Source organism: Novacetimonas maltaceti (genome assembly GCF_002906255.1).
GTDB classification, from domain to species: domain Bacteria; phylum Pseudomonadota; class Alphaproteobacteria; order Acetobacterales; family Acetobacteraceae; genus Novacetimonas; species Novacetimonas maltaceti.
The window spans coordinates 17,159-38,237 of record NZ_POTC01000029.1 but is presented as its reverse complement, the minus strand read 5'-3'; the positions used below and the strand labels follow the sequence as shown (position 1 = coordinate 38,237).

The window sequence follows — 21,079 nt, the reverse complement described above, 5'->3', positions numbered from 1 at the left end:
GCGAGAGACAACTCCCAATCTGCTCAAAACGCAGACTGGACGCCATCGCAAAAACCGTCAATCAAATCGCCAAAACCCAGAAATTACCGGCCAAGCACATCAATCAAGGGTTCTTCGATCCCTCCAGCTTGCCGTTCCAGCCTTCCAGTGGCAGCCAGACTTCCGTGCGTATCTGTGAATCATGCGAAGGGCGCAGCGTAAGGGCCACACGGCAGAAGGCAGGGGTGGGGGACTGTACCGCATGGCCGGCAAGGTTCATGCCGGGGGCCGACATGATGCGTGACAACTGGTCCTGCGGCGGCTGCCAGCGCCCCGCCGGCACGGTTTCAACGGTCGTGAAGGTGGCATCCGGCAGGGCCCGACGGGCAAGGTCGCGGCAGTCCGCGGCATGGGCAGCCGTGACACTGGCAAGCGCAAGCGGCATCGCGAGGGCCATGCCGATCGCCAGCCGGGATGTCTGGCGCGGCAGGCCACGCACTGATGTGGAGGTGGGCTTGGAATGGGGCATGGCGGGTTCCCGATGGGTCGTTGCTGGTCCGATGTCATGCTCGTGCCCCGGTGGCGGGCCCGACCCGACAGCGGGCGCCATTGTGGGGCGAAAACCCGGCGGGGGGAAAGCCCTTGATCGTGCGGCGCGGGCAATGCAGTGTGCATGCAACATATGGAACTCCGGTCAGGCAGGACAGGGCAGGGGATTGATGCACAAGATTTTTCTGGCGGCAGGTGGGACGTTCCTGGTCATGGCGTCCGCAATGGCGGCCGAGGTACCGGGCCAGAAGGCACCGCCTGCCGCCATCGCCGCGACAGGGGACGTCGCCGCCCGGCGCACGGATATGGTTGTCGCTGCCGCGCGGTCTTTCCTCGGCACATTCGATGCTGGCAGCCGTGCGAAGGTGCAGTTTCCTTTCGTAACACAAAAGACGGCCACCCTTGCCCGTTTCCGCCGCAGCGCCCCCGACCAGCCGGTGCAGCCTGTCACCGGGGCACAGGCCAGCGCACCTGCACCGCGGGGACCGGGCATGGGGCCGCCGGGAGGATTCGTAGGCGAACGCTACGGCAATTCGGTCTGGTCCAATTTTCCCGTCAGTGACGTGCCGCGACCAGGAGTGCAGATGGGTCAACTGACCCCGCCCCAGCAGGCGGCGGCGCTGCGGCTGCTCCAGACGGTGCTGAGTCCGGGGGGCTACCGGAAAGTGCTTGAGATCATGGGCGCGGATCAGGCGCTTGCCGACAGCGGTACGCCCTTTGCTTCGGGCAAGGCGGTCTATACCATCGCGATCTTTGGCAGGCCGATGCCGGACAGCCCGTGGATGATACAGTTCGGCGGCCATCATCTGGGGCTGAACATCGTGATTGATGGCGCTCATGGTGTCATGACCCCCACCCTGACCGGCGCGCAGCCCGCGATTTACCAGGCGGACGGAAAGACGGTGCGGGTGCTGGCAGGGGAAAATGATCGTGCCTTCGCGCTGCTGGACGCGCTTGATGCGAAACAGAAACGTCAGGCCATCCTGTCCTACAGGGTGGCGGACCTTGTGCTCGGCCCCGGCCACGATGGCGAAATGCTCATCCCCGAAGGCCTGAAGGCAAGCGCCATGACCGCTGCGCAGAAAGAACTGCTGATGGCTGTGATCGGGGAATGGGCCGGCATCGTCGATGATGCCTATGCCGCGCCACGCCTGCAGGAAATCCGCAATGGCCTCGACAGCACATGGTTCGCATGGAGCGGCCCTGTCACCCACGCACCGGGACGTAACGGGTCATCCTATTACCGGATCCAGGGGCCAAGGCTGCTTATCGAGTTCTCGCCACAGGGGGTAGGGGACGATCCCACCATGCATGTCCATACCGTCTACCGTGATCCGACCAACAGCTATGGCAACCGATATACCCGGCCATGAGGGCCATCATGCGGGTGGCGGTGCCCGTGATGGCCGCGATGCTATTGCTGTCGGTTACGGGGATGGCGCAGGCGCACCGGCTGGATGAATACCTGCAGGCGACGATGATCGGCATAACCCGCCAGCGTGTTGCCGTCACCCTGCGCCTGACACCGGGACGGGGCGTCGCCCCCGCCGTCATCCACCAGATCGACAGTAACGGGGACGGTACCGTGTCGCCCGATGAACAGCATGCCTATGCCACGCGCATGGCACGTGGGCTGGAGATCTCCCTCAACGGGCATGCCCTTTCCCTCAGGCAGGGGGAGGCCGTTTTCCCATCCATCGCGGCCATGCAGGCAGGCAGCGGCGTGATCGTGCTGCAGTATGAAGCCACCGTCGCCCTGAAGCCCGGCCTGTATCATCTGGCGTATGTGAACCATGCGTCCGGACCTGACGTGGTCTACCTGGTCAATACCCTCATGCCTGATGATCCGGCCATCCATCCACGACAGCAGCACCGTTCCGTTGACCAGTCATCTTATGGGCTGGAGTTCAGCGTAACCCCACAGGGCGGAACGTAAGGAGTTTTCGAAAAAGATCGCTGTGTGATGCGAATTCATGAAAACATCACACAATTTCGCTGGCAAGCTCACATAATGAAGCCGCGGCTCCTGTCGTGACAGCGACCGTGGCTCCGGCGCCCGCCAGAACATGTCCTGCCATGAAAGATTGAAACAGGTTATATTCCAGTCAGAACAGGATGTTTTCATGATTTTTATAAAACGCAGGCAGGTTCTGGCGGGACTGGGAGGCGGGATGCTGCTTTCGGCGCGGATCAGGGCCCTGCGCGCGGCAACGCCTGCCAACCTCGATAAAAAACCGAAATTCGATACGTCACCTTTCCAACTGGGCGTTGCGTCGGGGGACCCGTCGCCGGATGGTTTCGTCATCTGGACACGGCTGGTCCCCGCGCCATTGGCGCTTGACGCGGGCATGGCCGATAACCGCCCCATGCTGGTGGACTGGCAGGTCGGGGCGGATGAAACCCTGTCGCATGTCGTATGCGCCGGACAGGCGCTGGCGCATCCGGAACTGGGGCATTCGGTCCATGTGGAGGTTTCGGGCCTGAAACCGGACCGGCCTTACTGGTACCGGTTTCGTATTGCCGGGTATGACAGCACGATCGGGCGCAGTCACACATTTCCCCTGCCGGGCGCGTCACCTGTGCGCGCACGCTTCGCCGCGGCGGGCTGCCAGCATTATGAACAGGGATATTATACCGCGTGGCGCAGGATTTCCGAAGAACCGATAGATTTCGTTTTCCATTATGGTGACTATATTTATGAAGGCGAAGGAAGAAAGGAAGGCATCCACCAGGAACATGGCAGGCCGTTTCGGGTATTGCGCAGCCATGTCGGGCCTGAATGTTATTCCCTTGATGAATATCGCCGCCGTTACGCACAGTACAAGGCCGATGCGGACCTGCAGGCCGCCCATGCCGCCGTGCCATGGATTGTCACGCCCGATGACCATGAAGTCGATAACAACTGGGCCGGTGACACCGATCAGGACGGGACGCCTGCGGACATATTCCGCCTGAGGCGGGCGTCCGCCATGCAGGCCTATTACGAGCATATGCCACTACGCCTGGGTTCGCTGCCGGATGGCAGTCACATGCAGATCTATCGCAGCCTGCGTTATGGCGACCTGATGAACATATTCCTCCTTGATACACGCCAGTATCGCAGCGACCAGGTTTACGGGGACAGGATGACAGGGCAGGGGCCGGATGTCTGGTCGCCTGAACGGACGATGATGGGCCCGGAACAGGAACGCTGGCTGTTCAATGGCCTGGCCCATTCGGATACAAGGTGGAACCTGCTGGCGCATCAGGTCATGATGATGAACCTTGCCTTTCGCAAGTCCGACCATGGCCCTGTGCTTTACAGCATGGACCAGTGGTCGGGCTATATGTACAGTCGCAGGCGCCTGCTGCAGTTCATTGAACGGAACTGCCCGGGCAACGTGGTGAACGTGACGGGCGACGCGCATCGGCATTTTGCGGGGAACCTTGCATATGACCCGGGAAATGCCAGACCTGTGTCGGTCGAATTCCTTGCGACATCCATCACGTCCGGCGCGGATGGGGGCGGGGATGATGACCATTTCAGCCGCTCGGTCCGGCGTGAAAACCCACAGTTGCTGGCGACGACGGACCAGCGCGGTTATGTGCTGTGCGATGTGGGGCGCGACGTCTGGCATGCTGACCTGAAGGTGCTCGACAGGGTCATGGAACGTGATGGCAGGCTGTCGACCTATGCCAGCTTTGCCGTGGCGCGTGGACACCCGGGATTGCAGAAAGCCTGATATGTACCGTTATGTTTCAGAAATGAGGTATATCTGGACGTAACGTGGGGCATGCCATGTTTGACCTGCGTCACTGTATCGGGACATGCACCATTCCACAGTGAGGGCACCAGATGATCTGGCCATGCTTTCAGGAGGAATATCGTGATTACGCGTCCGACAATCATCGCAGTGCCGCAACGCCCTTCCAGCAGCCGTGACGGGCGGGTGGCAGATCCGTTCGCGGTGCTGCAGCGGCAGGTCGGCAGGCTGATTGAAGATTACCGCGCGCCGGACACGTTTGGTTCCGGCAGGCTGGGCGCGACAGACATTACCGAGGATACGTCGGGATACCATATCTATATCGAGGTGCCGGGCTGTTCGGAAAAGGATATTGGCCTGAGCACGACAAATGGTGTCCTGACAATCTCGGGCGAGAAGAAAAGCCCGGTTGCCGGTACCGAACAGAAGCAGCATGTCGCAGGCCGCAGTTTCGGTGCGTTCGAGGAACATTTCAACCTGCCCGAAGATGTCAATCCCGATGCCATCGTCGCCAGCATCAAGAATGGTGTCCTGCAGATTTCCCTGCCGCGCCGTGAACCGGTAAAGCCGTCAGAGCGCAGGATCGAGATCAAGGCGGGTTAATACCCGAAAAAATATGCCAGTCGGACGGGATGGGCATCATGCCCGGCCGTCCGGCCCATGCGCATTGTGTTTTCCCTGAAAACAGGTGCAGTCCCTTTCCCGTGCGGGAGACGGAACAAGGCCAGGGGTCACGATGCTGCTTCTGAACCAGAACAAATTTTATCCTGATGGCCGCCCCCGGCCCTATGCCGGGAACACGATCATCTGCCACCTGCCGCAACAGGGCGTGCAGAGTTCATTTTTCAATGCCATGCTGGATATGTACCGTGACAGTCTGGCACAGGACTTTTGTGCAAAACTGGCGCTGCTTCCGCCGTCAAGCTATCACATGACCGTACTGGACGGTCTGAACGATGGACGGCGCGCGCAACCGTCGTGGCCCCGTGCCCTTGCACGCACGACACCAATGCCGTCATGCGACGAGTGGGTCAGGAACAGGCTTGAAACCTTTGATTACGGGTTGGCCCTGCCCATCCGCATGCGGCCGTCCAGGCCGGACCCGTCATGTGACGGGCAGGTCCCCCATATCAGGCTGGAACCGGCCGATCCCGCGCAGGGGCGGGTGCTGGCGGGACTGCGCCACGCACTTGCGACCCATATGGGGATGAAGGATCCCCTGGCCGACCAGTATGTGTTCCATACGACCCTTGCCTATCAGGTCCGTGGCTTTTCGCAGCGCGAGGCGGTGGAATTCACGCGCTTCGTGCTGCACTGGCAGGATGTCATGAGGCGCACGGTGCCCGAAATCCTGCTCGGCGCTCCGGAACTGTGCTTTTTCAGTGATATGTATGCCTATCACCGCCAGTTTTTCATCAGATGATTCCGTAAACCCTGCCCTGCGGGACGAGGGGACGGACGGATGTTGCCCGCAGGGTATGCACACGATACCATTCCACCCAACATAGGCGTTACCGGGTTCAGGGCAGGGCGAAAGACATGGAATGGGGTTGGGTTGGTGCGGCGACGACCCTTGGGTGCCAGTTACTGTTCATCGGACGGGTACTGCTAAGGCCGCATCGCGAACCTGCCTCACGCGTGGCATGGGTCGCCATTATCGGGTCGCTGCCGGTCCTCGGGATGATCGCCTATCTCCTGCTGGGTGAAACGCATCTTGACGGACGCATCGTCCAGCGTATCCACAAGGCCATCCGGGACCTGCCCGTTCCGGGCAAGAAGAATGACGCCCTGATCGACGCCGAACATGATTTCGGCCTGCCGCCGCGTCTGGCGCCCCTGTTCCGGGTCGGGCAGTCGATCAGTGGCTATCCGCCAATTGGCAGCAACCGCGCAGCGCTCATGCACGATTCCGATGCCGCGATCACGGCGATGGTCGCGGACATCGATGCCGCACGCGAACATGTCCATATCAGCTTTTACATCTGGCTGTCGGACAATAACGGCATGAAGGTCATCAATGCGCTCAAGCGCGCGGCGGCGCGGGGTGTCGTCTGCCGTGTGATGGCCGATGACCTCGGGTCGCGGCGACTGATCCACAGCCACCACTGGGCAGAGATGCAGGCGGCGGGCGTACTGGTCGTGCGTGCATTGCCGATCGGCAATCTCCTGCAACGTCCGTTCCGCGGGCGTTTCGACATGCGCAACCATCGCAAGATTGTCGTGATTGACAACCGTATCACCTATTGCGGCAGCCAGAACTGCGCCGACCCGCAATTCCGGGTAAAGGCGCGCTTCGCACCATGGGTGGACCTTGTCGCGCGTTTCGAAGGGCCGGTCGTGTTGCAGAACCAGCACCTGTTCGCAACGGACTGGATTGCCCATACGGACGAGGACCTGACACCGCTGCTGGCGTCCGCCACCGTGCCAACGGGGGAGGGGTTCGTTGCACAGGTGATCGGCACCAGTGCCGCGGTGCGGTACGCGGCGATGCCGGAGGTCTTCGTTTCGCTCATGAATGCCGCGGCACGGGAACTGATGGTCACCACGCCCTATTACGTGCCGGACGAACCCATACAGGCCGCGCTGTGTGCCGCCGCGCGACGCGGCGTCAAAACGGTCCTGACCCTGCCACGGCGCAATGACTCATGGATCGTTGCCGGTGCCAGCCGCAGTTATTACCGCGAACTGCTGGAGGCCGGGGTGATGGTGTACGAATACCCGCATGGCCTGCTGCATACCAAGGCGCTGACGGTGGATGGCCACATGACCATGATCGGGTCGGCAAATCTGGACCGGCGCAGTTTCGACCTGAATTTTGAAAACAATATCCTGCTGGTGGATCCTGATTTCACGGCCGCCGTCCATGAAAGGCAACAGAGTTATACGACTGCATCCACGCGCGTGACGCTTGATGACGTCATACGCTGGCCGGTTCACCGGGTGCTGTGGAACAATGTGCTGGCGATGGTCGGGCCGGTGCTCTGAACGGTCATGTCATCCGGGGGCACCTGTGTCGATCATGGATCATGATGGTCGCTGCTGGCCTCTCCCGCTGAAAGACCATCGCCGGCACCGTTCATGCCCCCGCCACCCCCCTCAGCCTTTTCCTTTTTCCCATCTTCCTTTCCCCGGTTGCCCGATGCCGGGATGCGGGTCGGGCCCTGCATCGGGATGGCGAGATCCGACGGGATCGGGGCAAGGTCAAGCGCCCTGCGGATGAAATCGCGCAGTGAGATGACCAGCGCATGCGTGTGCACGCGTTGCCCGGCCACCAGTTCCTGGGCGGCCTGCCCGGCGAGGCGGACCTGTTCCTCGGTGCCGAGCAGGATGATGTCCGACAGCGCGGCCTCCACGGCATCGCGGATACGACGTGTCCGTTCCGATGCGCCGTCCGGCTCTGTTCCCGTATCGGCCATCACCCGCAACTCCCGCCGATGTCGCGGATCGACCACCAGGTCACCGGTGAAGGAACCACCCAGCGTCCGGTAGGCTGCGATCAGGGTGCGCAGCCGCTCGTTGATCTGGCGGTTCATGCGCTCGCGACGCTGCTGGATGACCACCATCATCAGCAGCCTGATCCCCACGCCGATGAGCGTAATCAGCGACAGCCCGATCAGGGTGACAAGAAGGCTGTGCCATGAACTGAAATCGAGCGTATGCACCAATGTCTCCTTCCGCGCGGATGCCCGGCGCGCCGGTCGTTACCCGCCGCCCATGGCCGGGGTATCCGCGCGGGCCGGACGTGTTACTGCGGGGTTGGTGTGCATTGCGGCGTCACGGGCCTGCCCGCCATGACCGCCTGTGTAAACGCAGCAGAATCCGGCAGGGATGCATTGACCGTCTGGCTATGGTCCAGCCCCCTGTAGAGATGGGCCTGCACGGTTGTTCCCGCGGCGCATGCGGCCTTGACCAGCCCGAACTGCAATGGCGGGGGGACATCGTGGTCAAGCTCACCGGTACCGATGAAGAGCGGCTGGGCCAGTTTCAGGGTCGGATATGCCATTGCGGCCAGCGCAGGGGCCAGCGTTTTTGCAAAATTCGGTGCGAGCGAGTTCCCGAAATTCAGGCCCGCGGCCTTCACCGTGTCGGTCAGTTCCGACACGCACAGATCGCCTGCCGCCTGATAGGCAGGCAGGGCCTTTGCCGAGAAGGCATCTTCCGGCCTGAAAGCCGGATCATAACCGGCCAGCCCCTGTGCAAGATAGAGCGTATAGACCATCAGCGGATCATATGTCGCGCCCTGCTGCCGGGTGGCGGAGGCTGTCATCAGCTGTTTCAGGAGTTCCGGCGTGATATACGGAACGCCGGTTGCAACCGTGCCACGGATGTCGATGTCAGGTGCATAGGCGGGCGCGAACGCGGCGGATGCAAATGCCGCCCCGCCCCCCTGTGACTGCCCGACAATCATGACCCTGTTACGCAGTTCCGGGACCGAGGAAAGTGCGGCCCGCACCCCGTCAAGCAGGCTGTAGGCCTCCACCCGCGTATCGAGATAGGCATGCACGCCGGGGGTGCCCAGCCCCTGATAATCGGTTCCGACCACGGCAAAGCCGCGCTGCATCCATGCGGACAGATACCGCCTGTTGCGATCGGTCCACGGATTGGCGGACGGGGCGCAGTGATCCGCCACCCCGACGGTCCCGTGCGCCCATGCGACGATCGGCCATCCCCCCTTGGGCGCCTTGCCCGGCGGGAGGATGATTTCCGCCGTCACGGGGACCAGCCCACTGCCGGTGATGCCGTTGGTGGAAAGATATGTGATGCGCAGGGCACGCCCGGCATGCGGCAGGCTGAAGGCTTCGGGCAGGGTTTCGGATGCCGTGAGCGTTCCGGGCCTGCCGCTTTGCGCGGCGGGGGCAGCCGCATGGCCGTGGGAGGGGAGGGCGGCAAGACACAGGCCCGCCAGAAGGCAGGCCATGGTGCGGGCAGGGCGGGGAAAACGCACGCGGAATCCTTTCCGGAAGGCAGCCTGCTTTTTGCTTGACCATCATGCAGGCTTGAACTTAACAGTGTTAAGAATGACCATCGGGAAAAGCGGATGTCAAGGTCACATGACAGCATGGTACTCGCCCCGTCGCCTTCCGGGGCCACGCGGGGCCGCGCTGCCGGAAAGGCGGCCTACCATCATGGCGACCTGCGCGTGGCGCTGCTGCGCGCGGCGCGCGACATTCTGGAGGAGCAGGGCATTGCCGCGCTGGGACTGCGCGCGATCACGCGCCGCGCGGGCGTGTCTTCGGCGGCGGCGGCACCGCATTTCGGAAACCTGACGGGACTGCTCAGCGCGCTTGCAACCACAGGGTATGAGGAACTGGCCGCCACCCTTGCACCGGCCATGGACAGGGGGGCGCATGCGACCGGGATGGCGTATGTGCATTTCGCCATCCTCAACCCCGGCCTGTTTACCCTCATGTTCCGCAGCGACGCCATTGATCGCGGCATGCCCGCGCTGGCACAGGCGTCAGGCCGGACTTCGGACATGCTGACGCAGGTCATCGGGGGGCTGGGCGAACCCCACGCATCACGCACCCGCGCCGGGACACGCGCCGCGCTGTGGGGGCGGGTGCATGGCCTTGCCGTGCTGGCGGTTGACGGGTTCCTTGAGATGCTGCTTGCCCGTGACGGGGCCGGGATGACGCTGGAGGAACTGGTCGAAGACGCCCTGCGCTGACAGGGTCATGCCCGGTGAAACGCCATGCAGCCCTGATGGCGGGCGGCATGTCCCTGCCTCGTCGCTATGCCGCAGCCGTACTGGCGTGGCAGGGCACGAAGAACAGGCGCAGGGAACGGACCCCCTGCGCACCATGGACCAGTACCCCTTCGATGTCCGCCGTGGCGGACGGCCCGCTGTGCAGCACGGCGTAATGGCCCGACCGCCATTCCGGCCGCTGGTAGGCGCGGTGGAGGTTGCTGACGACCTGCGCGGGGTCCAGCAGCACGACAAGGTGCTGGGGCAGGTATCCCAGCGTGTTGACCAGCAGGTCCGTTTCCGTCAGGCATAGCGAACCGGTTTCCGCCACGCCAAAGGAGGCACGGACCACCCCCACATCGACATCCGCCAGCGATGCGGGCGGGGTGTCGGCGGTGAGGGTGCGGTTACCCGGTATTTCCGGCACGCGTGAACACACGACCCGCGCGGTGGAGACGAACTGTCGTGCGACCGCGACCGGGTCGGCCGTCCCGCAGTCCGGCAGCGTGCCCCCCATCTGCACGAACGACCTTGCAAACATGGCCTGCAGGTCCGTCCCGGCAGGCGGGTCAAAGAACGGGATTTCCGGCAGGGCGCGCTCAGCTGCGGGCCGGTGCGCGCGGACGCGGGCCAGGATGTCGTCACGGCTGCTCATTGCGGCGTTCCTTCTGGTGTCGTGCGGTTCGTGGCATACCATTCATGGAAGGTCTGGCGTGGCGGCGTGGGCACGTCACGCCCATGTCCCCACGTGTTGAACCTGTTATAGACCATGAAACGCGGCAGGTGCCGCAGGGCGCTGTCCGCCGTGGCGATTGCGGCGCGGTACAGGGCGGGATGCGACAGCAGTTGTCCGGCCTCACGCATCATCGCCTTTTTCATCAGCGGCAGTTCGTGGGTTTCCGACAGGACCCTGCGCCAGTCCGCGATCTGTTCGTGGATATTGATCCTGACCGGGCAGACATTGGTGCAACTGCCGTTAAGCGTGGAGGAAAAGGGCAGGCTGCTGTAGCGGTGGCGGTTGAAGGTGGGGTCGATGATCAGCCCGATCGGCCCGGCATAGGTCGCCCCGTAGCTGAGCCCGCCGCTGCGGCGGAAGACGGGGCAGGTATTCATGCACGCGCCACAGCGGATGCATTTGAGCGATGTCCAGAACTTCTCCATCCCCAGCCGTTCGGAACGTCCGTTATCCACCAGCACCACATGCAGTTCGCCCCCGCGTCGCGGCCCCCGGAAGTGGGAGGTATACTGGGTGATGGGCGACCCCAGCGCACTGCGTGACAGCAGGCGCACGAAGACCGGCAGGTCCTCCAGCCTGGGGATGACCTTCTCGATCCCGATTGATGCGATCTGCAACGGGGGCGTATTGGCGGACAGGTCGGCATTGCCCTCGTTCGTGCAGACGACGAAGGTGCCGGTTTCCGCGACAACGAAGTTCGCCCCCGTCAGCCCTGCCTGCGCCTGCAGGATGAGGGGACGTGTCTTTTCACGCTGCTGTTCGGTCAGGTAATGGACGTCATCGTCGTTCGGGTCCGTGCCCAGCGTGCGGGCGAAGACATCCGCCACGTCAGAGCGCAGCTTATGCACGGCGGGCACGACCACATGGCTGGGGGCCTCCTGGTCAAGCTGCTGTATCCGCTCGCCCAGGTCGGTTTCGACCACGTCCACGCCGGAACGGGCCATGAAATCGCGGAACCCGCATTCCTCCGTCAGCATCGACTTGCTTTTGATCAGGCGCGTGACACCATGGTCCTGCAGCAGCGAGAGGATGATGGCGTTATGTTCATCCGCATCCTTCGCCCAGTGGACATGGATGCCGTTGGCACGTGCGTTGGTCTCGAACTGTTCCAGATAGGTGTCGAGATGCGTCAGCGCATGTTCCTTGATCCCGGACGCCAGCCTGCGCAGGTCCTCCCATTCCTCGATCCCGTGCATCTGCCGGTCGCGCTTCTGGCGCAGGTCCCACAGGCGGGCATCATGCATGCGCTCATGCTCGGGCGCGGCAATGAAGCGTTCGGCGGCTTCGGCCTGGTTGATCGGATGGTCGCCGTGGATCACCGCACCGCGCGGCTGGGCTTCGCGCGTGTGCGAACGCAGCGCGATGGAAGCGCCTTCCGCATGGTCGAGGCGACCGGCCGGGGTGGCGGGGATGTCTTCCTTCGTACCGCTCATGCCCGTGCTCCGTTGAGGATCTGGGCAATGTGGATGAACTTCAGCGGCATCTCCAGCCTCTGTGCGCAGCCCTGCTGGTGCATCATGCACGAACTGTCGGCGGAGACGACATAGTCCGCACCGGCCCTGCTGTGGTCATGAACCTTGTCATATCCCATCTTTTCCGACACTCCCTTTTCAAATACGGAAAATGTGCCGCCAAAGCCGCAGCATTCATCGGGGCGGCTGATATGCACGAACTCAAGGCCGCGAACCCTGGAGAGAAGATCGGCAGGTTTTGAAAATGCCTTCTCGCGCAGTTCGCTCATGCTGGCGTGCTTCAGGCCCCGCAGGGCGTTGCAGTTGTTATGCAGGCTGACCCTGTGCGGGAATTCCGCCCACGGGAAGGCATCGACCTTCAGGATGTCATGCAGGAATTCGACCAGTTCATAGGTGCGTGCGCGCACCTGCCGGACATCGTCGGTCTGCGCCACCGCGTCCATGTCACAGCGGACATGGTGCACGCAGCTGCCCGATGGGGCAACGATGTAGTCATAGCCGCTGAAGTTGCGGACAAACAGTTCCTCCGTCGCGGCTGATTCCTCATGGCAGCCGGTATTGGTCATGGGCTGTCCGCAACAGGTCTGGGCGCGGGGATATTCGACCTCCAGACCGAAGCGTTCGAGAAGTTCAAGTGTGGCAATGCCGACTTCCGGATGGAAGGCGTCGATGTAACAGGGCACGAACAGGCCAATGCGCATGATGGGATACTCCGGCATCCATGGATGGGAAGGGGATGGCTTACGCCACGCTTTCGGCTTTCCAGTTCCGGCGCTTGGTCGTCTTGCCGATGCCGGGATTGAAACAGTTGCACGGGTCGAGCGCACGGTAATGCGCCTGCAGGGACGGCGGGGCGGCATAAAGGTGGCCGTAATTATGTTCCGCCGGATAACGCGCGCCACGTCGGTCAAGCAGCCCGAGCATCTCCGCCTCGATCGGGGGGCAGGGGTTTCCCTTGCGCACGATATAGTCCTGGTGCATCACATGGCACAGGAAATGCCCGTAATAGAGTTTGACGATCAGTTTGCGATCAAGGTCCGACGGCAGGGTTTCGGACCATTGCCGGTCATTGCGGCGCAGCGCCACGTCCAGGGCGACGATATCCTCCACCGTGCGGTGGTGGGTGCTGCGATAGCGGATGGCCGCCCCCGCCGCCGCAAAGCGGTGCAGGAAGGCCCTGGCCCCTTCGTCGGGCGTGCAGGCAAAGTAGTTCGTGCCGCTTTTTGCACAGAAACCGTCGAGGAAAGTGCGGGCTTCGGATGCAAGGTGCGCGCTGACCTTGAGCATGAGGTGGTGTTCGAAACGGTCGCGATATTCATACATGCGCCTGGGCAGGTGGCGTGGGAACAGGCGGCTCAGCGCCTGCAGCAGTCGGTCGCTCATGTTGCCCGGCAGGAAGGGGACACGCTCCGTCAGGCGGTCGATGCGGTTCTTCAGCGCGAACAGCATCGGCAGGCGGCGCGTGCCGATGGCGCGGATGATCAGGAACGTGTCCTTGCCATATTCTTCGGCGATGTCGAACGCATCGCGATGGATGTATTCCCCCGCAATCGGCAGTTCGGAAAATGATGTCAGGATATGGCGGCGGATGTCTTCGAGTTCGTCGGGATTGTTGGTGCCGATATAGAAGACCGACGGGTTGCGTTCCGCCGGGAAGGTATCAAGCCGTACCGCGAACAGCGCCATGCGCCCGGCACAGCCCGCGCCTTCGAACAGGCGTGCGGGGTCGGCGTTGTAGCGCGCGGGCGTATCCGCATCGACATCGCGTACATGGGTGGCGTAATTGTCGTCATGGCCCTTGCCCGCGTGCCAGTTGATTTTGCTTTCGGGGATCTGCCCGCGGTCCAGCGCGCCGAGTATCTCCTCCGGCCCCGAACCAAGCTCGACCCCAAGGTGATTGACAAGGTGCAGCGTGCCCTGCGCATCCGCCTGCGCAAAGACGGACATCTGTGTAAAGGCGGGACCACGCTGCACCAGCGCGCCGCCTGAATTGTTGCTGACGCCGCCAAACACCGCCGCCCCGATGCACGACGATCCGATGACCGAATGGGGTTCACGCCCCAGTGGCGCCAGCGTGCGTTCCAACTGGTCCAGCGTCGCACCGGGCAGGCAGATGACCTGCTTTCCCCCGCCAATGACGAAGATCTTTTTCATGCGCATGCCGCTGATGATGACGATATCGCGGTCGTAATCGTTCCCATCCGGGGTGGAACCGCCGGTAATCCCGGTATTGGCCGCCTGCATCAGCACGATCTTGTCCGCCTTGATGCAGGCCTGCACCACACGCCACTGCTCCAGCAGGGAGCCGGGATGCACGACGGCCAGCGCCTTGCCCAGCCCGAAGCGGAAGCCGCGCCGGAAGGGCAGGGTCCTGGACGGATCGGTCAGGACATGCTGCGCGCCCACGATCGCGCGCAGTTCGCTGACGAAAGGGGAATGATCGGCATCGTGCGCATGTTTGCGGTTGAAAAGGGATTTCAGGGCGGTGAGCATGACGGTTTTTCTTCCATGGCAGGGGGAATGGGGGAATTACAGGGTGCCGATGACCTTCAGCCCCACCAGTTCGGCATTCGGGATGTGGGAGGTTTCATCGGGGCGCATCATGTATTCGAACTCCGGCTGGACCAGGATGCCGGGATAGACCGGCACGCCGTAATAGGCCTCCAGCACGGCGGCATGGGTCTGTGGCCCGTTGACATGCGCGCCCAGCGGCATGCCCGCATCCATGCGCAGGCGCTGGCCCAGTTCGGTGCGTGGACTCATGCGGTAATAGGAATACATCACGCCGAAACGGTCGTGGGGACGGTGGGGAATGATGCCCAGCAGCGAGGAGCCGATATAGAATTCGTCAGATATGACCGAGACATCAGGCGTATTATGGATATATCCGCCAAGGACATAGCCACCGGCCATCTGGTTCGCGCCCCCCTTGCGGTACAGCATCTGGTCCGCTTCGAGGTAGAAGGTATCGCGTGCTTCCCCCGCATGGGTGCGTGCGGTGCCAACCGGGACGGAACCGATATTATCGCCATACCGCGTGGTATCGTGCGCGAAGCCCAGAACATAATGTCCCGCAAGTTTCCTGCGGCCGAAAAAGGGCTGCCATGTGAATTCCACCGGCAGCATCAGGCCGGTGCTTTTTTCGCCAGCCCATGCCCAGCCGCTGATATCCTCGTTCAGGGGGCTGACGCTGTAGGCCCCGACCTGCACGATCGTGTCGCGCGTGGGACGCAGGCGCACCCTGCCACCCCATGTCGCCTTGGGATAGACGCTGAACCCCGCATCAAGCTTGATGGCCACGGGGGCGGAGCAGGTCATCATGAAACTGCACAGCAGCGGTGAGGTGGCAAAGACATGCGTCAGCGCCATGCGGCCGAATGCAAGGTCAACCGTATTGCGCAGGAAGGATTTCTGCGCGTACATGTCCGTCAGGTGGGCGACCGAATGGCCCGACAGGCTGTACACTTCCATCAGGCTGATGTTGTAATCCCCCACGCGGTCGTGCGAGACCTCGCGTCCCACACGTTCCATGAGCAGCGTATGGATCGTCCATCCATCAAGACCGACCAGTTTCCCCAGGTCGAACTGCGTCTGTAATGTCAGTTCATGGACGTAATCCATGCCCCGCGAAATGCCGCCCCCGACATCGGCCATCGACTCCCCCTTGTAGGTGAACTGGAACGTCACGCCCCTGCGTTGCAGGCGGGCGCGGAAGTCGCTGATTTCAGGCAGGATATGGCCCGGTGCTTCCGACGATGCGTAATATCCCGCCGACAGGTCGCGCACCCGCAGTGCGTCCTCACGGTTGGTCAGGAGGATCGACAGCCCTTCGGTGCGGAAAATGGTGTTGAGGCGTGTTGAAACCGAGACATGTTTTGCCGCCGTACCGGCCGCAGGCGCAGCTTCCGCCCTGCTGTCCACGGGGGAGGGCAGTAAAGGCTGCTGTCCCGTCGGGGCAGGCGACAAAAGGGGCTCGTCAGCAAAAGATGGTGTCAGTAACGAAAAACACATACAGAATATAAATGATATGCTGATTGTGTATAATCCATATATACCATCAGTCGAGGCGCGCCCCCTTATTTCCATGGGGCAAAACATGAAGCGGTTTTTAAGATTGAATCTTGCGAGTCAGCAAAACACGAAAACGGTATTGACGCCTTCGTTACCTAGAGAGTTTCGAAATCTCAGTGATACGTATTCTGTTATTGCCCTGCGGACAAATACTTGAGAGCATGATGATAATTGTTAAGTTTTACCAGTGCCGCCTCATGCCCATGGCATGGCGCGACGCGGGTCGTTCATCGCGCATATGAAAGACATTCCAGCATGACCCATACCGTCGGGCGTTACCTCGGGACCCGCCTTGCCCAGATCGGCCTCAGGCATCATTTTGCCGTCGCGGGGGATTACAACCTTGTCCTGCTTGACCAGTTGCTGGAAACGCCGGACATGAAGCAGGTCTACTGCTGTAATGAGCTGAACTGCGGCTTCAGCGCGGAAGGCTATGCCCGCGCCAACGGGGCCGGTGCCGCCGTTGTCACCTTCAGCGTCGGCGCACTGTCCGCGCTCAATGCGATTGGCGGGGCCTATGCCGAAAACCTGCCGGTCATCCTGATTTCCGGCGCGCCGAATTCGAATGATATCGGCAGCGGCCATATCCTGCATCACACGATCGGCCTGCCTGAATACGGATACCAGCTTGAAATCGCAAAGCGCCTGACATGCGCTGCGGTTTCCATCACCAGTGCGGAGGAGGCGCCGGTCCTGATCGACCATGCCATCCGCACGGCGCTGCGTGAAAAGAAGCCTGCCTATATCGAAATCGCCTGCAATGTCTCGGCTGCCCCCTGTTCGGCGCCCGGGCCGGTCAGCGCGCTGCTGCGCGATGTCCCCAGTGACCCGGAGACACTGGAGGCGGCAGTCGCGGCATCGGTGGACTTCCTTGCGGCGCGCAAGAAGGTCTCGCTCCTGATTGGCAGCAAGCTGCGTGCGGCAGGGGCGGAGGAGGCGGCCCTGCAGCTTGGCCGGACCCTGTCGTGCGCCGTGGCGACCATGGCGGCGGCCAAGAGTTTCTATCCTGAAAATGACCCGCATTACATCGGCACCTATTGGGGCGATGCGAGTGGCGCGGGCGTGCGTGAGATCATGGACTGGTCAGACGGGATCGTGGCGCTGGCGCCGGTCTTCAACGACTATTCGACCGCCGGGTGGACTGCATGGCCCCGGGGGGAAAATGTCCTGCTGGCCGAACCGAATCATGTGCATGTCAACGGTTGCACGTTCGATGGCATTCACCTCAAGGATTACCTGGCTGCCCTGTCGCAGCGCCTGTCGGGTGAAATCACACGGCCCGACACGCTGAAGGAATTCCAGCGCGTGGTCCGTCCGTCCGCCCCCGTTGCGGCCGCCGCGCCGGGCGACAGGCTGGTCCGTGCGGAAATGGCGCGACAGATTGCGCAACTGATTACGCCACAGACCACCGTCCTGGCGGAAACGGGGGATTCCTGGTTCAACGCATTGCGCATGGCGCTGCCCGGCGGGGCGCGCGTGGAACTGGAAATGCAGTGGGGGCATATCGGCTGGTCGGTGCCCGCGACATTCGGGTATGCCGTTGGCGCACCGGAACGCCGGATCATCACCATGGTGGGGGACGGATCGTTCCAGTTGACGGCGCAGGAAGTGGCGCAGATGGTGCGGCTGAAGCTTCCTGTTATCATATTCCTTGTCAATAACAGGGGTTATACCATCGAGGTCGAAATCCATGACGGGCCGTATAACAACATCAAGAACTGGGATTATGCCGGCCTGATGTCCGCCTTCAATGCAGAGGACGGAAAGGGACTGGGCCTGCGTGCGACAACCGGGGGTGAACTGTCGGATGCGATTGCCAGGGCACTGAAGAATGAGGAAGGTCCCACACTGATCGAATGCCAGATCGAACGCGATGACTGCACCAGTGAACTGATCTCGTGGGGACGCCGTGTTGCGGCGGCCAATGCACGTCCGCCGCGCAAGGCTGACTGACGCCTTGTGATACCGGATAAAAAACACGGGTTTCCACGCGCCGCCTTTTCCCGAAAAGGCGGCGTTACTTTTTCAGATCTTCGCCAGTCATGCGTATCGTGAGCGTTCCTTACGGCGCCGTATGAGGCGTTGTGGTCCCGATATCCTCAAAGCGGATATTCTGCACTGGGTAATCCCGCCAGTCCCTGTAATCGAAATGCCACCATTCTTCGGGAAGCTGCGTAAAGCCTTCCCGTGCCATGGCCGCGCGCAGGATCTCGCGGTTTTCGCGCGCGTCTTTCGTCCCGCCGGTATAATCGGCATAGGCGCGCGGGGTCATTTCGTCATATCCACTGGGCATGGGAACGGGTTGGCCGGATTTCAGGTCATACAGCGTAAGGTCAACCGCGCATCCCCGGTTATGCATGGAACCGGATGCAGGGTCCGCCACGAACTGATGCCTGTCCGGCGGTGTTGCATCCCAGAACAGTTTTGTGACGTACCACGGACGATACGCATCATAAACCAGCAGGCCATAGCCCTGTGCATGCAGGGCTTTCTGCACGCGCACCAGCGCCTGTGCCGCCGGGCGTTCCATATAGGCGTGCGATGAGGAATAGACCGGATAGCCGATGAAATTCCGGTCCGTGGCATAACGTACGTCAAAATGGAAATCCGGTGACAGGCTGGCAAGATCGACAAGATCCGGCTTCCTTTCCCCTGCGGCGGGGGCAGGGGGCGTGGCCTTTTGTGCCTGTTCCAGCAGTTCGGGTATGGGTCTGGTGGGGGTGATGTGGAATATGGCGGGCGCGGGGGGCGACGCGGCATGTGCCGCGTGCAGGAGGAAATGGAACGATACCGTAACAAGGAGGGCGGATCGAAGCATCTGTCGGGATTTCCGGTGCAATTTCACAAAAGGGGACGCTGCGAAATTATTGGAATGTAGGAAAGAATTTCTGTCAAGCAGCCTCTCCCTGGCAGGCACGATCGCCGCCCGCTGCCATCATGGGCGCGGGACGCGGTGGTTGCGTTGCGGCGGTTCCCTTGTCACACTTTGTCCTTCATGTGCTGCCGTGGCGTCCCCGGTGGCGATCCCCCCATTTCCAGACGCTGGATTTTCTGATGAAGAAAAGAGAACTTGGCCGCACAGGCATCATGGTCAGTGAAATCTGCCTTGGCACAATGACGTTCGGGCAACAGAACACCGAGGCGCAGGGACATGCGCAACTGGACCTGGCGCTGGATCATGGCGTCAATTTCATTGATACGGCAGAACTGTATTCCATCCCCCCGCGTGCTGAAACCTATGGGGCGACGGAAACGATCATCGGCAGCTGGCTGCGCGCGCGCGGTGGCCGCGACCGGGTGATCCTCGCCAGCAAGGTCGTAGGGCGCAGCAACATGCCATGGTTCCGTCCCGGCGGCGAGGAAACCCGGCTGAGCCCCCGGCAGATCCGCTACGCGATAGAAGGGTCGCTGCGCCGGTTGGGGACCGATTATATCGACCTTTACCAGATGCACTGGCCCGATCGTCGTATCGGCCTGTTCGGAGAGGACGGGACGACCTTTGGCGCGAAAGTCGAAGCGGACGAGGTCCCGATTGCCGAAACGCTTGGCGTGCTTGGCGATCTGGTCAATGAGGGCAAGATCCGCCATGTCGGTGTCTCGAACGAGACCCCATGGGGTGTCTCGCAATATCTGGACTGCGCGAAAACCGGCGCGCCGCGTGTGGCGTCGATCCAGAACGCCTACAACCTGCTCAACCGTACCTTTGAAATGGGTCTGGCGGAAATCGCCATGCGCGAAAAGGTCGGCCTGCTGGCCTACTCACCACTGGCGCAGGGCTATCTGACCGGAAAATACCTTGATGGCGCGCGACCGGCGGGGGCACGCACGACGCTGTTCAATCGTGGGCAGCGTTATGAAAAACCCGGTGTCGATGTTGCGATCCGCGCCTATCTGGAACTTGCCCGCGCCGAAGGGATCGACCCGGTCCAGATGGCGATTGCCTTTGTCACGTCACGGCCTTTCGTGACATCCAATATCATTGGCGCCACCAGCATCGAACAGCTGACGACCATCATGGGATCGCTCAGGGTGGAGATCACCCCGGAGCTTGAGGCCAGGATCAACGCCATCCACCAGCTTCATTCCAACCCCGCGCCGTGATCCACGCCCCGCATGCAGGGCGAAGCCCGGTCAGTGGTTACTGCCGGGCTTCGTGGCTGCTGCCGGTCACGCCAGAAAGACAAGGGCCGTGGACAGGGCGAATGCGGTGGCAAGCAGGGCCGGGCCGAGGATATCCCAACGGCTCAGGCCCCCTGTTCGTGGGACAGTGCTGCGTGCAGCACGACGCAGATTCATGAACATTGAAACCTCCCTGACATGGGAAACGGATTTCAGGAATGTGAAAGATCCATGCTGCCTAGAGCAGCGTGAGCGCCACCCACAGGACCAGCGTAAGCACCACAATGCCGATCCCGAGGAAATCCATGGCATTGCGGCCGGAACGTACGTCCGGCCCGATCGGTTGGCGGTAGTGTGTTCCCATTCTCATGGCAACCTCCCTGCCGGAACGGACATCGTCCCGGCACCCTCGACATGGGCAGGGCCATGGCGTGAAAAAAGAGGGGAACGGGGGCCATGGCCATGCGGCGCGCATCACAAAACGGCGACTGCCTATTGCGGTGCCCGGTCCCTGCGGAACAGGGCCCATTCCTCCATCTCCGTTCCATTGGGCAGGTGGCAGATCCCGAGCGTTCCGTTCGCCGTGTTCCGCAGTTCCAGCCGCCCCCCGATCGCGACGCAGTGGGCGGACGCCGGGTTGGGCATGCCGATGGGCCGGTTATGGGACGTGTCCTGATCGGTCATGTGGGAAGGCTCCTTATGGGGTGCGCACCCGCCCGAAACC

Annotated in this window: 21 protein-coding genes; 9 read left to right on the top strand and 12 right to left on the bottom strand. The window is 62.1% G+C overall.

The features are described from left to right. Positions 1-103: 103 nt before the first annotated feature. The gene (locus tag KMAL_RS10720; RefSeq protein WP_239020084.1) at positions 104-508 is read right to left on the bottom strand and encodes a hypothetical protein; all 405 of its coding nucleotides are present in this window, start codon (positions 506-508) and stop codon (positions 104-106) included. Between the two features lie 190 nt (positions 509-698). Here KMAL_RS10720 and KMAL_RS10715 point away from each other — a divergent pair, with 190 nt between their 5' ends. The 6 genes from KMAL_RS10715 to cls all read left to right on the top strand — a co-directional run bounded on the left by KMAL_RS10715 (position 699) and on the right by cls (position 7,256). Next, positions 699-1,901 carry a DUF3500 domain-containing protein gene (locus tag KMAL_RS10715; RefSeq protein WP_110095692.1) on the top strand — a complete coding sequence of 401 codons (1,203 nt, stop codon included), beginning with the start codon at positions 699-701 and terminating at the stop codon, positions 1,899-1,901. Positions 1,902-1,909: 8 nt separating this feature from the next. Beyond that, the gene (locus tag KMAL_RS10710; protein WP_110095691.1) at positions 1,910-2,464 is read left to right on the top strand and encodes a hypothetical protein; all 555 of its coding nucleotides are present in this window, start codon (positions 1,910-1,912) and stop codon (positions 2,462-2,464) included. A gap of 187 nt (positions 2,465-2,651) precedes the next feature. Next, a complete protein-coding gene (locus tag KMAL_RS10705) occupies positions 2,652-4,250 on the top strand; it encodes an alkaline phosphatase D family protein (protein ID WP_110095690.1) in 1,599 nt (532 codons plus the stop codon). Between the two features lie 144 nt (positions 4,251-4,394). Next, entirely contained in the window at positions 4,395-4,874 is a 480-nt protein-coding gene (locus tag KMAL_RS10700) for an Hsp20/alpha crystallin family protein (protein WP_110095689.1), read from the top strand. A gap of 133 nt (positions 4,875-5,007) precedes the next feature. Then, on the top strand, positions 5,008-5,694 hold the full coding sequence (locus KMAL_RS10695) for a DUF1868 domain-containing protein (protein ID WP_110095688.1): 687 nt from the start codon (positions 5,008-5,010) through the stop codon (positions 5,692-5,694). A gap of 116 nt (positions 5,695-5,810) precedes the next feature. Continuing rightward, a complete protein-coding gene (cls, locus tag KMAL_RS10690) occupies positions 5,811-7,256 on the top strand; it encodes a cardiolipin synthase (protein ID WP_110095687.1) in 1,446 nt (481 codons plus the stop codon). A 32-nt stretch (positions 7,257-7,288) separates the two neighbouring features. Here cls and KMAL_RS10685 read toward each other — a convergent pair whose 3' ends face one another. Both KMAL_RS10685 and KMAL_RS10680 read right to left on the bottom strand, forming a co-directional pair. Further along, on the bottom strand, positions 7,289-7,933 hold the full coding sequence (locus tag KMAL_RS10685; RefSeq protein WP_110095700.1) for a hypothetical protein: 645 nt from the start codon (positions 7,931-7,933) through the stop codon (positions 7,289-7,291). A gap of 83 nt (positions 7,934-8,016) precedes the next feature. Further along, positions 8,017-9,189, bottom strand: a complete 1,173-nt coding sequence (locus tag KMAL_RS10680) for an alpha/beta hydrolase (RefSeq protein ID WP_110095686.1) — start codon at positions 9,187-9,189, stop codon at positions 8,017-8,019. 141 nt (positions 9,190-9,330) lie between these two features. On the opposite strand from KMAL_RS10680, the gene KMAL_RS10675 reads away from it, so the two are divergent. Continuing rightward, positions 9,331-9,939, top strand: a complete 609-nt coding sequence (locus tag KMAL_RS10675; protein ID WP_110095685.1) for a TetR/AcrR family transcriptional regulator — start codon at positions 9,331-9,333, stop codon at positions 9,937-9,939. A 64-nt stretch (positions 9,940-10,003) separates the two neighbouring features. On the opposite strand, the gene KMAL_RS10670 is transcribed toward KMAL_RS10675, so the two are convergent. From KMAL_RS10670 to KMAL_RS10650, 5 genes are read right to left on the bottom strand one after another with little or no spacing between them, the layout of a single operon-like run. Next, positions 10,004-10,612, bottom strand: a complete 609-nt coding sequence (locus tag KMAL_RS10670; protein WP_110095684.1) for a LutC/YkgG family protein — start codon at positions 10,610-10,612, stop codon at positions 10,004-10,006. Next, on the bottom strand, positions 10,609-12,126 hold the full coding sequence (locus KMAL_RS10665; RefSeq protein WP_110095683.1) for a lactate utilization protein B: 1,518 nt from the start codon (positions 12,124-12,126) through the stop codon (positions 10,609-10,611). The genes KMAL_RS10670 and KMAL_RS10665 overlap by 4 nt, the downstream gene beginning before the upstream one ends. Next, positions 12,123-12,866 (bottom strand): (Fe-S)-binding protein, encoded by a 744-nt coding sequence (locus KMAL_RS10660; RefSeq protein ID WP_110095699.1) that lies wholly within the window; start codon positions 12,864-12,866, stop codon positions 12,123-12,125. The genes KMAL_RS10665 and KMAL_RS10660 overlap by 4 nt, the downstream gene beginning before the upstream one ends. A 40-nt stretch (positions 12,867-12,906) precedes the next feature. Further along, on the bottom strand, positions 12,907-14,658 hold the full coding sequence (dld, locus tag KMAL_RS10655) for a D-lactate dehydrogenase (protein WP_110095682.1): 1,752 nt from the start codon (positions 14,656-14,658) through the stop codon (positions 12,907-12,909). Between the two features lie 36 nt (positions 14,659-14,694). Continuing rightward, a complete protein-coding gene (locus tag KMAL_RS10650) occupies positions 14,695-16,131 on the bottom strand; it encodes a carbohydrate porin (RefSeq protein WP_239020083.1) in 1,437 nt (478 codons plus the stop codon). 360 nt (positions 16,132-16,491) lie between these two features. Between KMAL_RS10650 and KMAL_RS10645 the strand changes: the two genes are divergently transcribed. Next, a complete protein-coding gene (locus KMAL_RS10645; protein ID WP_110095681.1) occupies positions 16,492-18,189 on the top strand; it encodes an alpha-keto acid decarboxylase family protein in 1,698 nt (565 codons plus the stop codon). A 109-nt stretch (positions 18,190-18,298) separates the two neighbouring features. Here KMAL_RS10645 and KMAL_RS10640 read toward each other — a convergent pair whose 3' ends face one another. Beyond that, a complete protein-coding gene (locus KMAL_RS10640) occupies positions 18,299-19,054 on the bottom strand; it encodes a M15 family metallopeptidase (RefSeq protein WP_110095680.1) in 756 nt (251 codons plus the stop codon). 236 nt (positions 19,055-19,290) lie between these two features. Between KMAL_RS10640 and KMAL_RS10635 the strand changes: the two genes are divergently transcribed. Next, positions 19,291-20,337, top strand: a complete 1,047-nt coding sequence (locus tag KMAL_RS10635) for an aldo/keto reductase (RefSeq protein WP_110095679.1) — start codon at positions 19,291-19,293, stop codon at positions 20,335-20,337. Between the two features lie 66 nt (positions 20,338-20,403). On the opposite strand, the gene KMAL_RS17820 is transcribed toward KMAL_RS10635, so the two are convergent. From KMAL_RS17820 to KMAL_RS10630, 3 genes are all read right to left on the bottom strand, one after another. Further along, positions 20,404-20,532, bottom strand: a complete 129-nt coding sequence (locus tag KMAL_RS17820) for a hypothetical protein (RefSeq protein ID WP_275399317.1) — start codon at positions 20,530-20,532, stop codon at positions 20,404-20,406. 61 nt (positions 20,533-20,593) lie between these two features. Continuing rightward, positions 20,594-20,725, bottom strand: a complete 132-nt coding sequence (locus tag KMAL_RS17815) for a hypothetical protein (RefSeq protein ID WP_275399318.1) — start codon at positions 20,723-20,725, stop codon at positions 20,594-20,596. Positions 20,726-20,847: 122 nt separating this feature from the next. Further along, positions 20,848-21,039, bottom strand: coding sequence for a putative hemolysin (locus tag KMAL_RS10630; protein ID WP_110095678.1), 192 nt, complete (start codon positions 21,037-21,039; stop codon positions 20,848-20,850). Positions 21,040-21,079 lie beyond the last annotated feature (40 nt).

What these genes read in the sequence shown, in the direction of transcription:
- KMAL_RS10635 (WP_110095679.1), top strand. Translation starts at nt 19,291, where the DNA reads ATGAAGAAAAGAGAACTTGGCCGCACAGGCATCATGGTCAGTGAAATC.
- KMAL_RS10675 (WP_110095685.1), top strand. Translation starts at nt 9,331, where the DNA reads ATGGTACTCGCCCCGTCGCCTTCCGGGGCCACGCGGGGCCGCGCTGCC.
- KMAL_RS10640 (WP_110095680.1), bottom strand. Translation starts at nt 19,054, where the DNA reads ATGCTTCGATCCGCCCTCCTTGTTACGGTATCGTTCCATTTCCTCCTG.
- KMAL_RS10680 (WP_110095686.1), bottom strand. Translation starts at nt 9,189, where the DNA reads ATGGCCTGCCTTCTGGCGGGCCTGTGTCTTGCCGCCCTCCCCTCCCAC.
- KMAL_RS10705 (WP_110095690.1), top strand. Translation starts at nt 2,652, where the DNA reads ATGATTTTTATAAAACGCAGGCAGGTTCTGGCGGGACTGGGAGGCGGG.
- KMAL_RS10670 (WP_110095684.1), bottom strand. Translation starts at nt 10,612, where the DNA reads ATGAGCAGCCGTGACGACATCCTGGCCCGCGTCCGCGCGCACCGGCCC.
- KMAL_RS10630 (WP_110095678.1), bottom strand. Translation starts at nt 21,039, where the DNA reads ATGACCGATCAGGACACGTCCCATAACCGGCCCATCGGCATGCCCAAC.
- KMAL_RS10720 (WP_239020084.1), bottom strand. Translation starts at nt 508, where the DNA reads ATGCCCCATTCCAAGCCCACCTCCACATCAGTGCGTGGCCTGCCGCGC.
- cls (WP_110095687.1), top strand. Translation starts at nt 5,811, where the DNA reads ATGGAATGGGGTTGGGTTGGTGCGGCGACGACCCTTGGGTGCCAGTTA.
- KMAL_RS10710 (WP_110095691.1), top strand. Translation starts at nt 1,910, where the DNA reads ATGCGGGTGGCGGTGCCCGTGATGGCCGCGATGCTATTGCTGTCGGTT.
- KMAL_RS10695 (WP_110095688.1), top strand. Translation starts at nt 5,008, where the DNA reads ATGCTGCTTCTGAACCAGAACAAATTTTATCCTGATGGCCGCCCCCGG.
- KMAL_RS10660 (WP_110095699.1), bottom strand. Translation starts at nt 12,866, where the DNA reads ATGCGCATTGGCCTGTTCGTGCCCTGTTACATCGACGCCTTCCATCCG.
- KMAL_RS10665 (WP_110095683.1), bottom strand. Translation starts at nt 12,126, where the DNA reads ATGAGCGGTACGAAGGAAGACATCCCCGCCACCCCGGCCGGTCGCCTC.
- KMAL_RS10715 (WP_110095692.1), top strand. Translation starts at nt 699, where the DNA reads ATGCACAAGATTTTTCTGGCGGCAGGTGGGACGTTCCTGGTCATGGCG.
- KMAL_RS10645 (WP_110095681.1), top strand. Translation starts at nt 16,492, where the DNA reads ATGACCCATACCGTCGGGCGTTACCTCGGGACCCGCCTTGCCCAGATC.
- KMAL_RS17815 (WP_275399318.1), bottom strand. Translation starts at nt 20,725, where the DNA reads ATGAGAATGGGAACACACTACCGCCAACCGATCGGGCCGGACGTACGT.
- dld (WP_110095682.1), bottom strand. Translation starts at nt 14,658, where the DNA reads ATGCTCACCGCCCTGAAATCCCTTTTCAACCGCAAACATGCGCACGAT.
- KMAL_RS17820 (WP_275399317.1), bottom strand. Translation starts at nt 20,532, where the DNA reads ATGAATCTGCGTCGTGCTGCACGCAGCACTGTCCCACGAACAGGGGGC.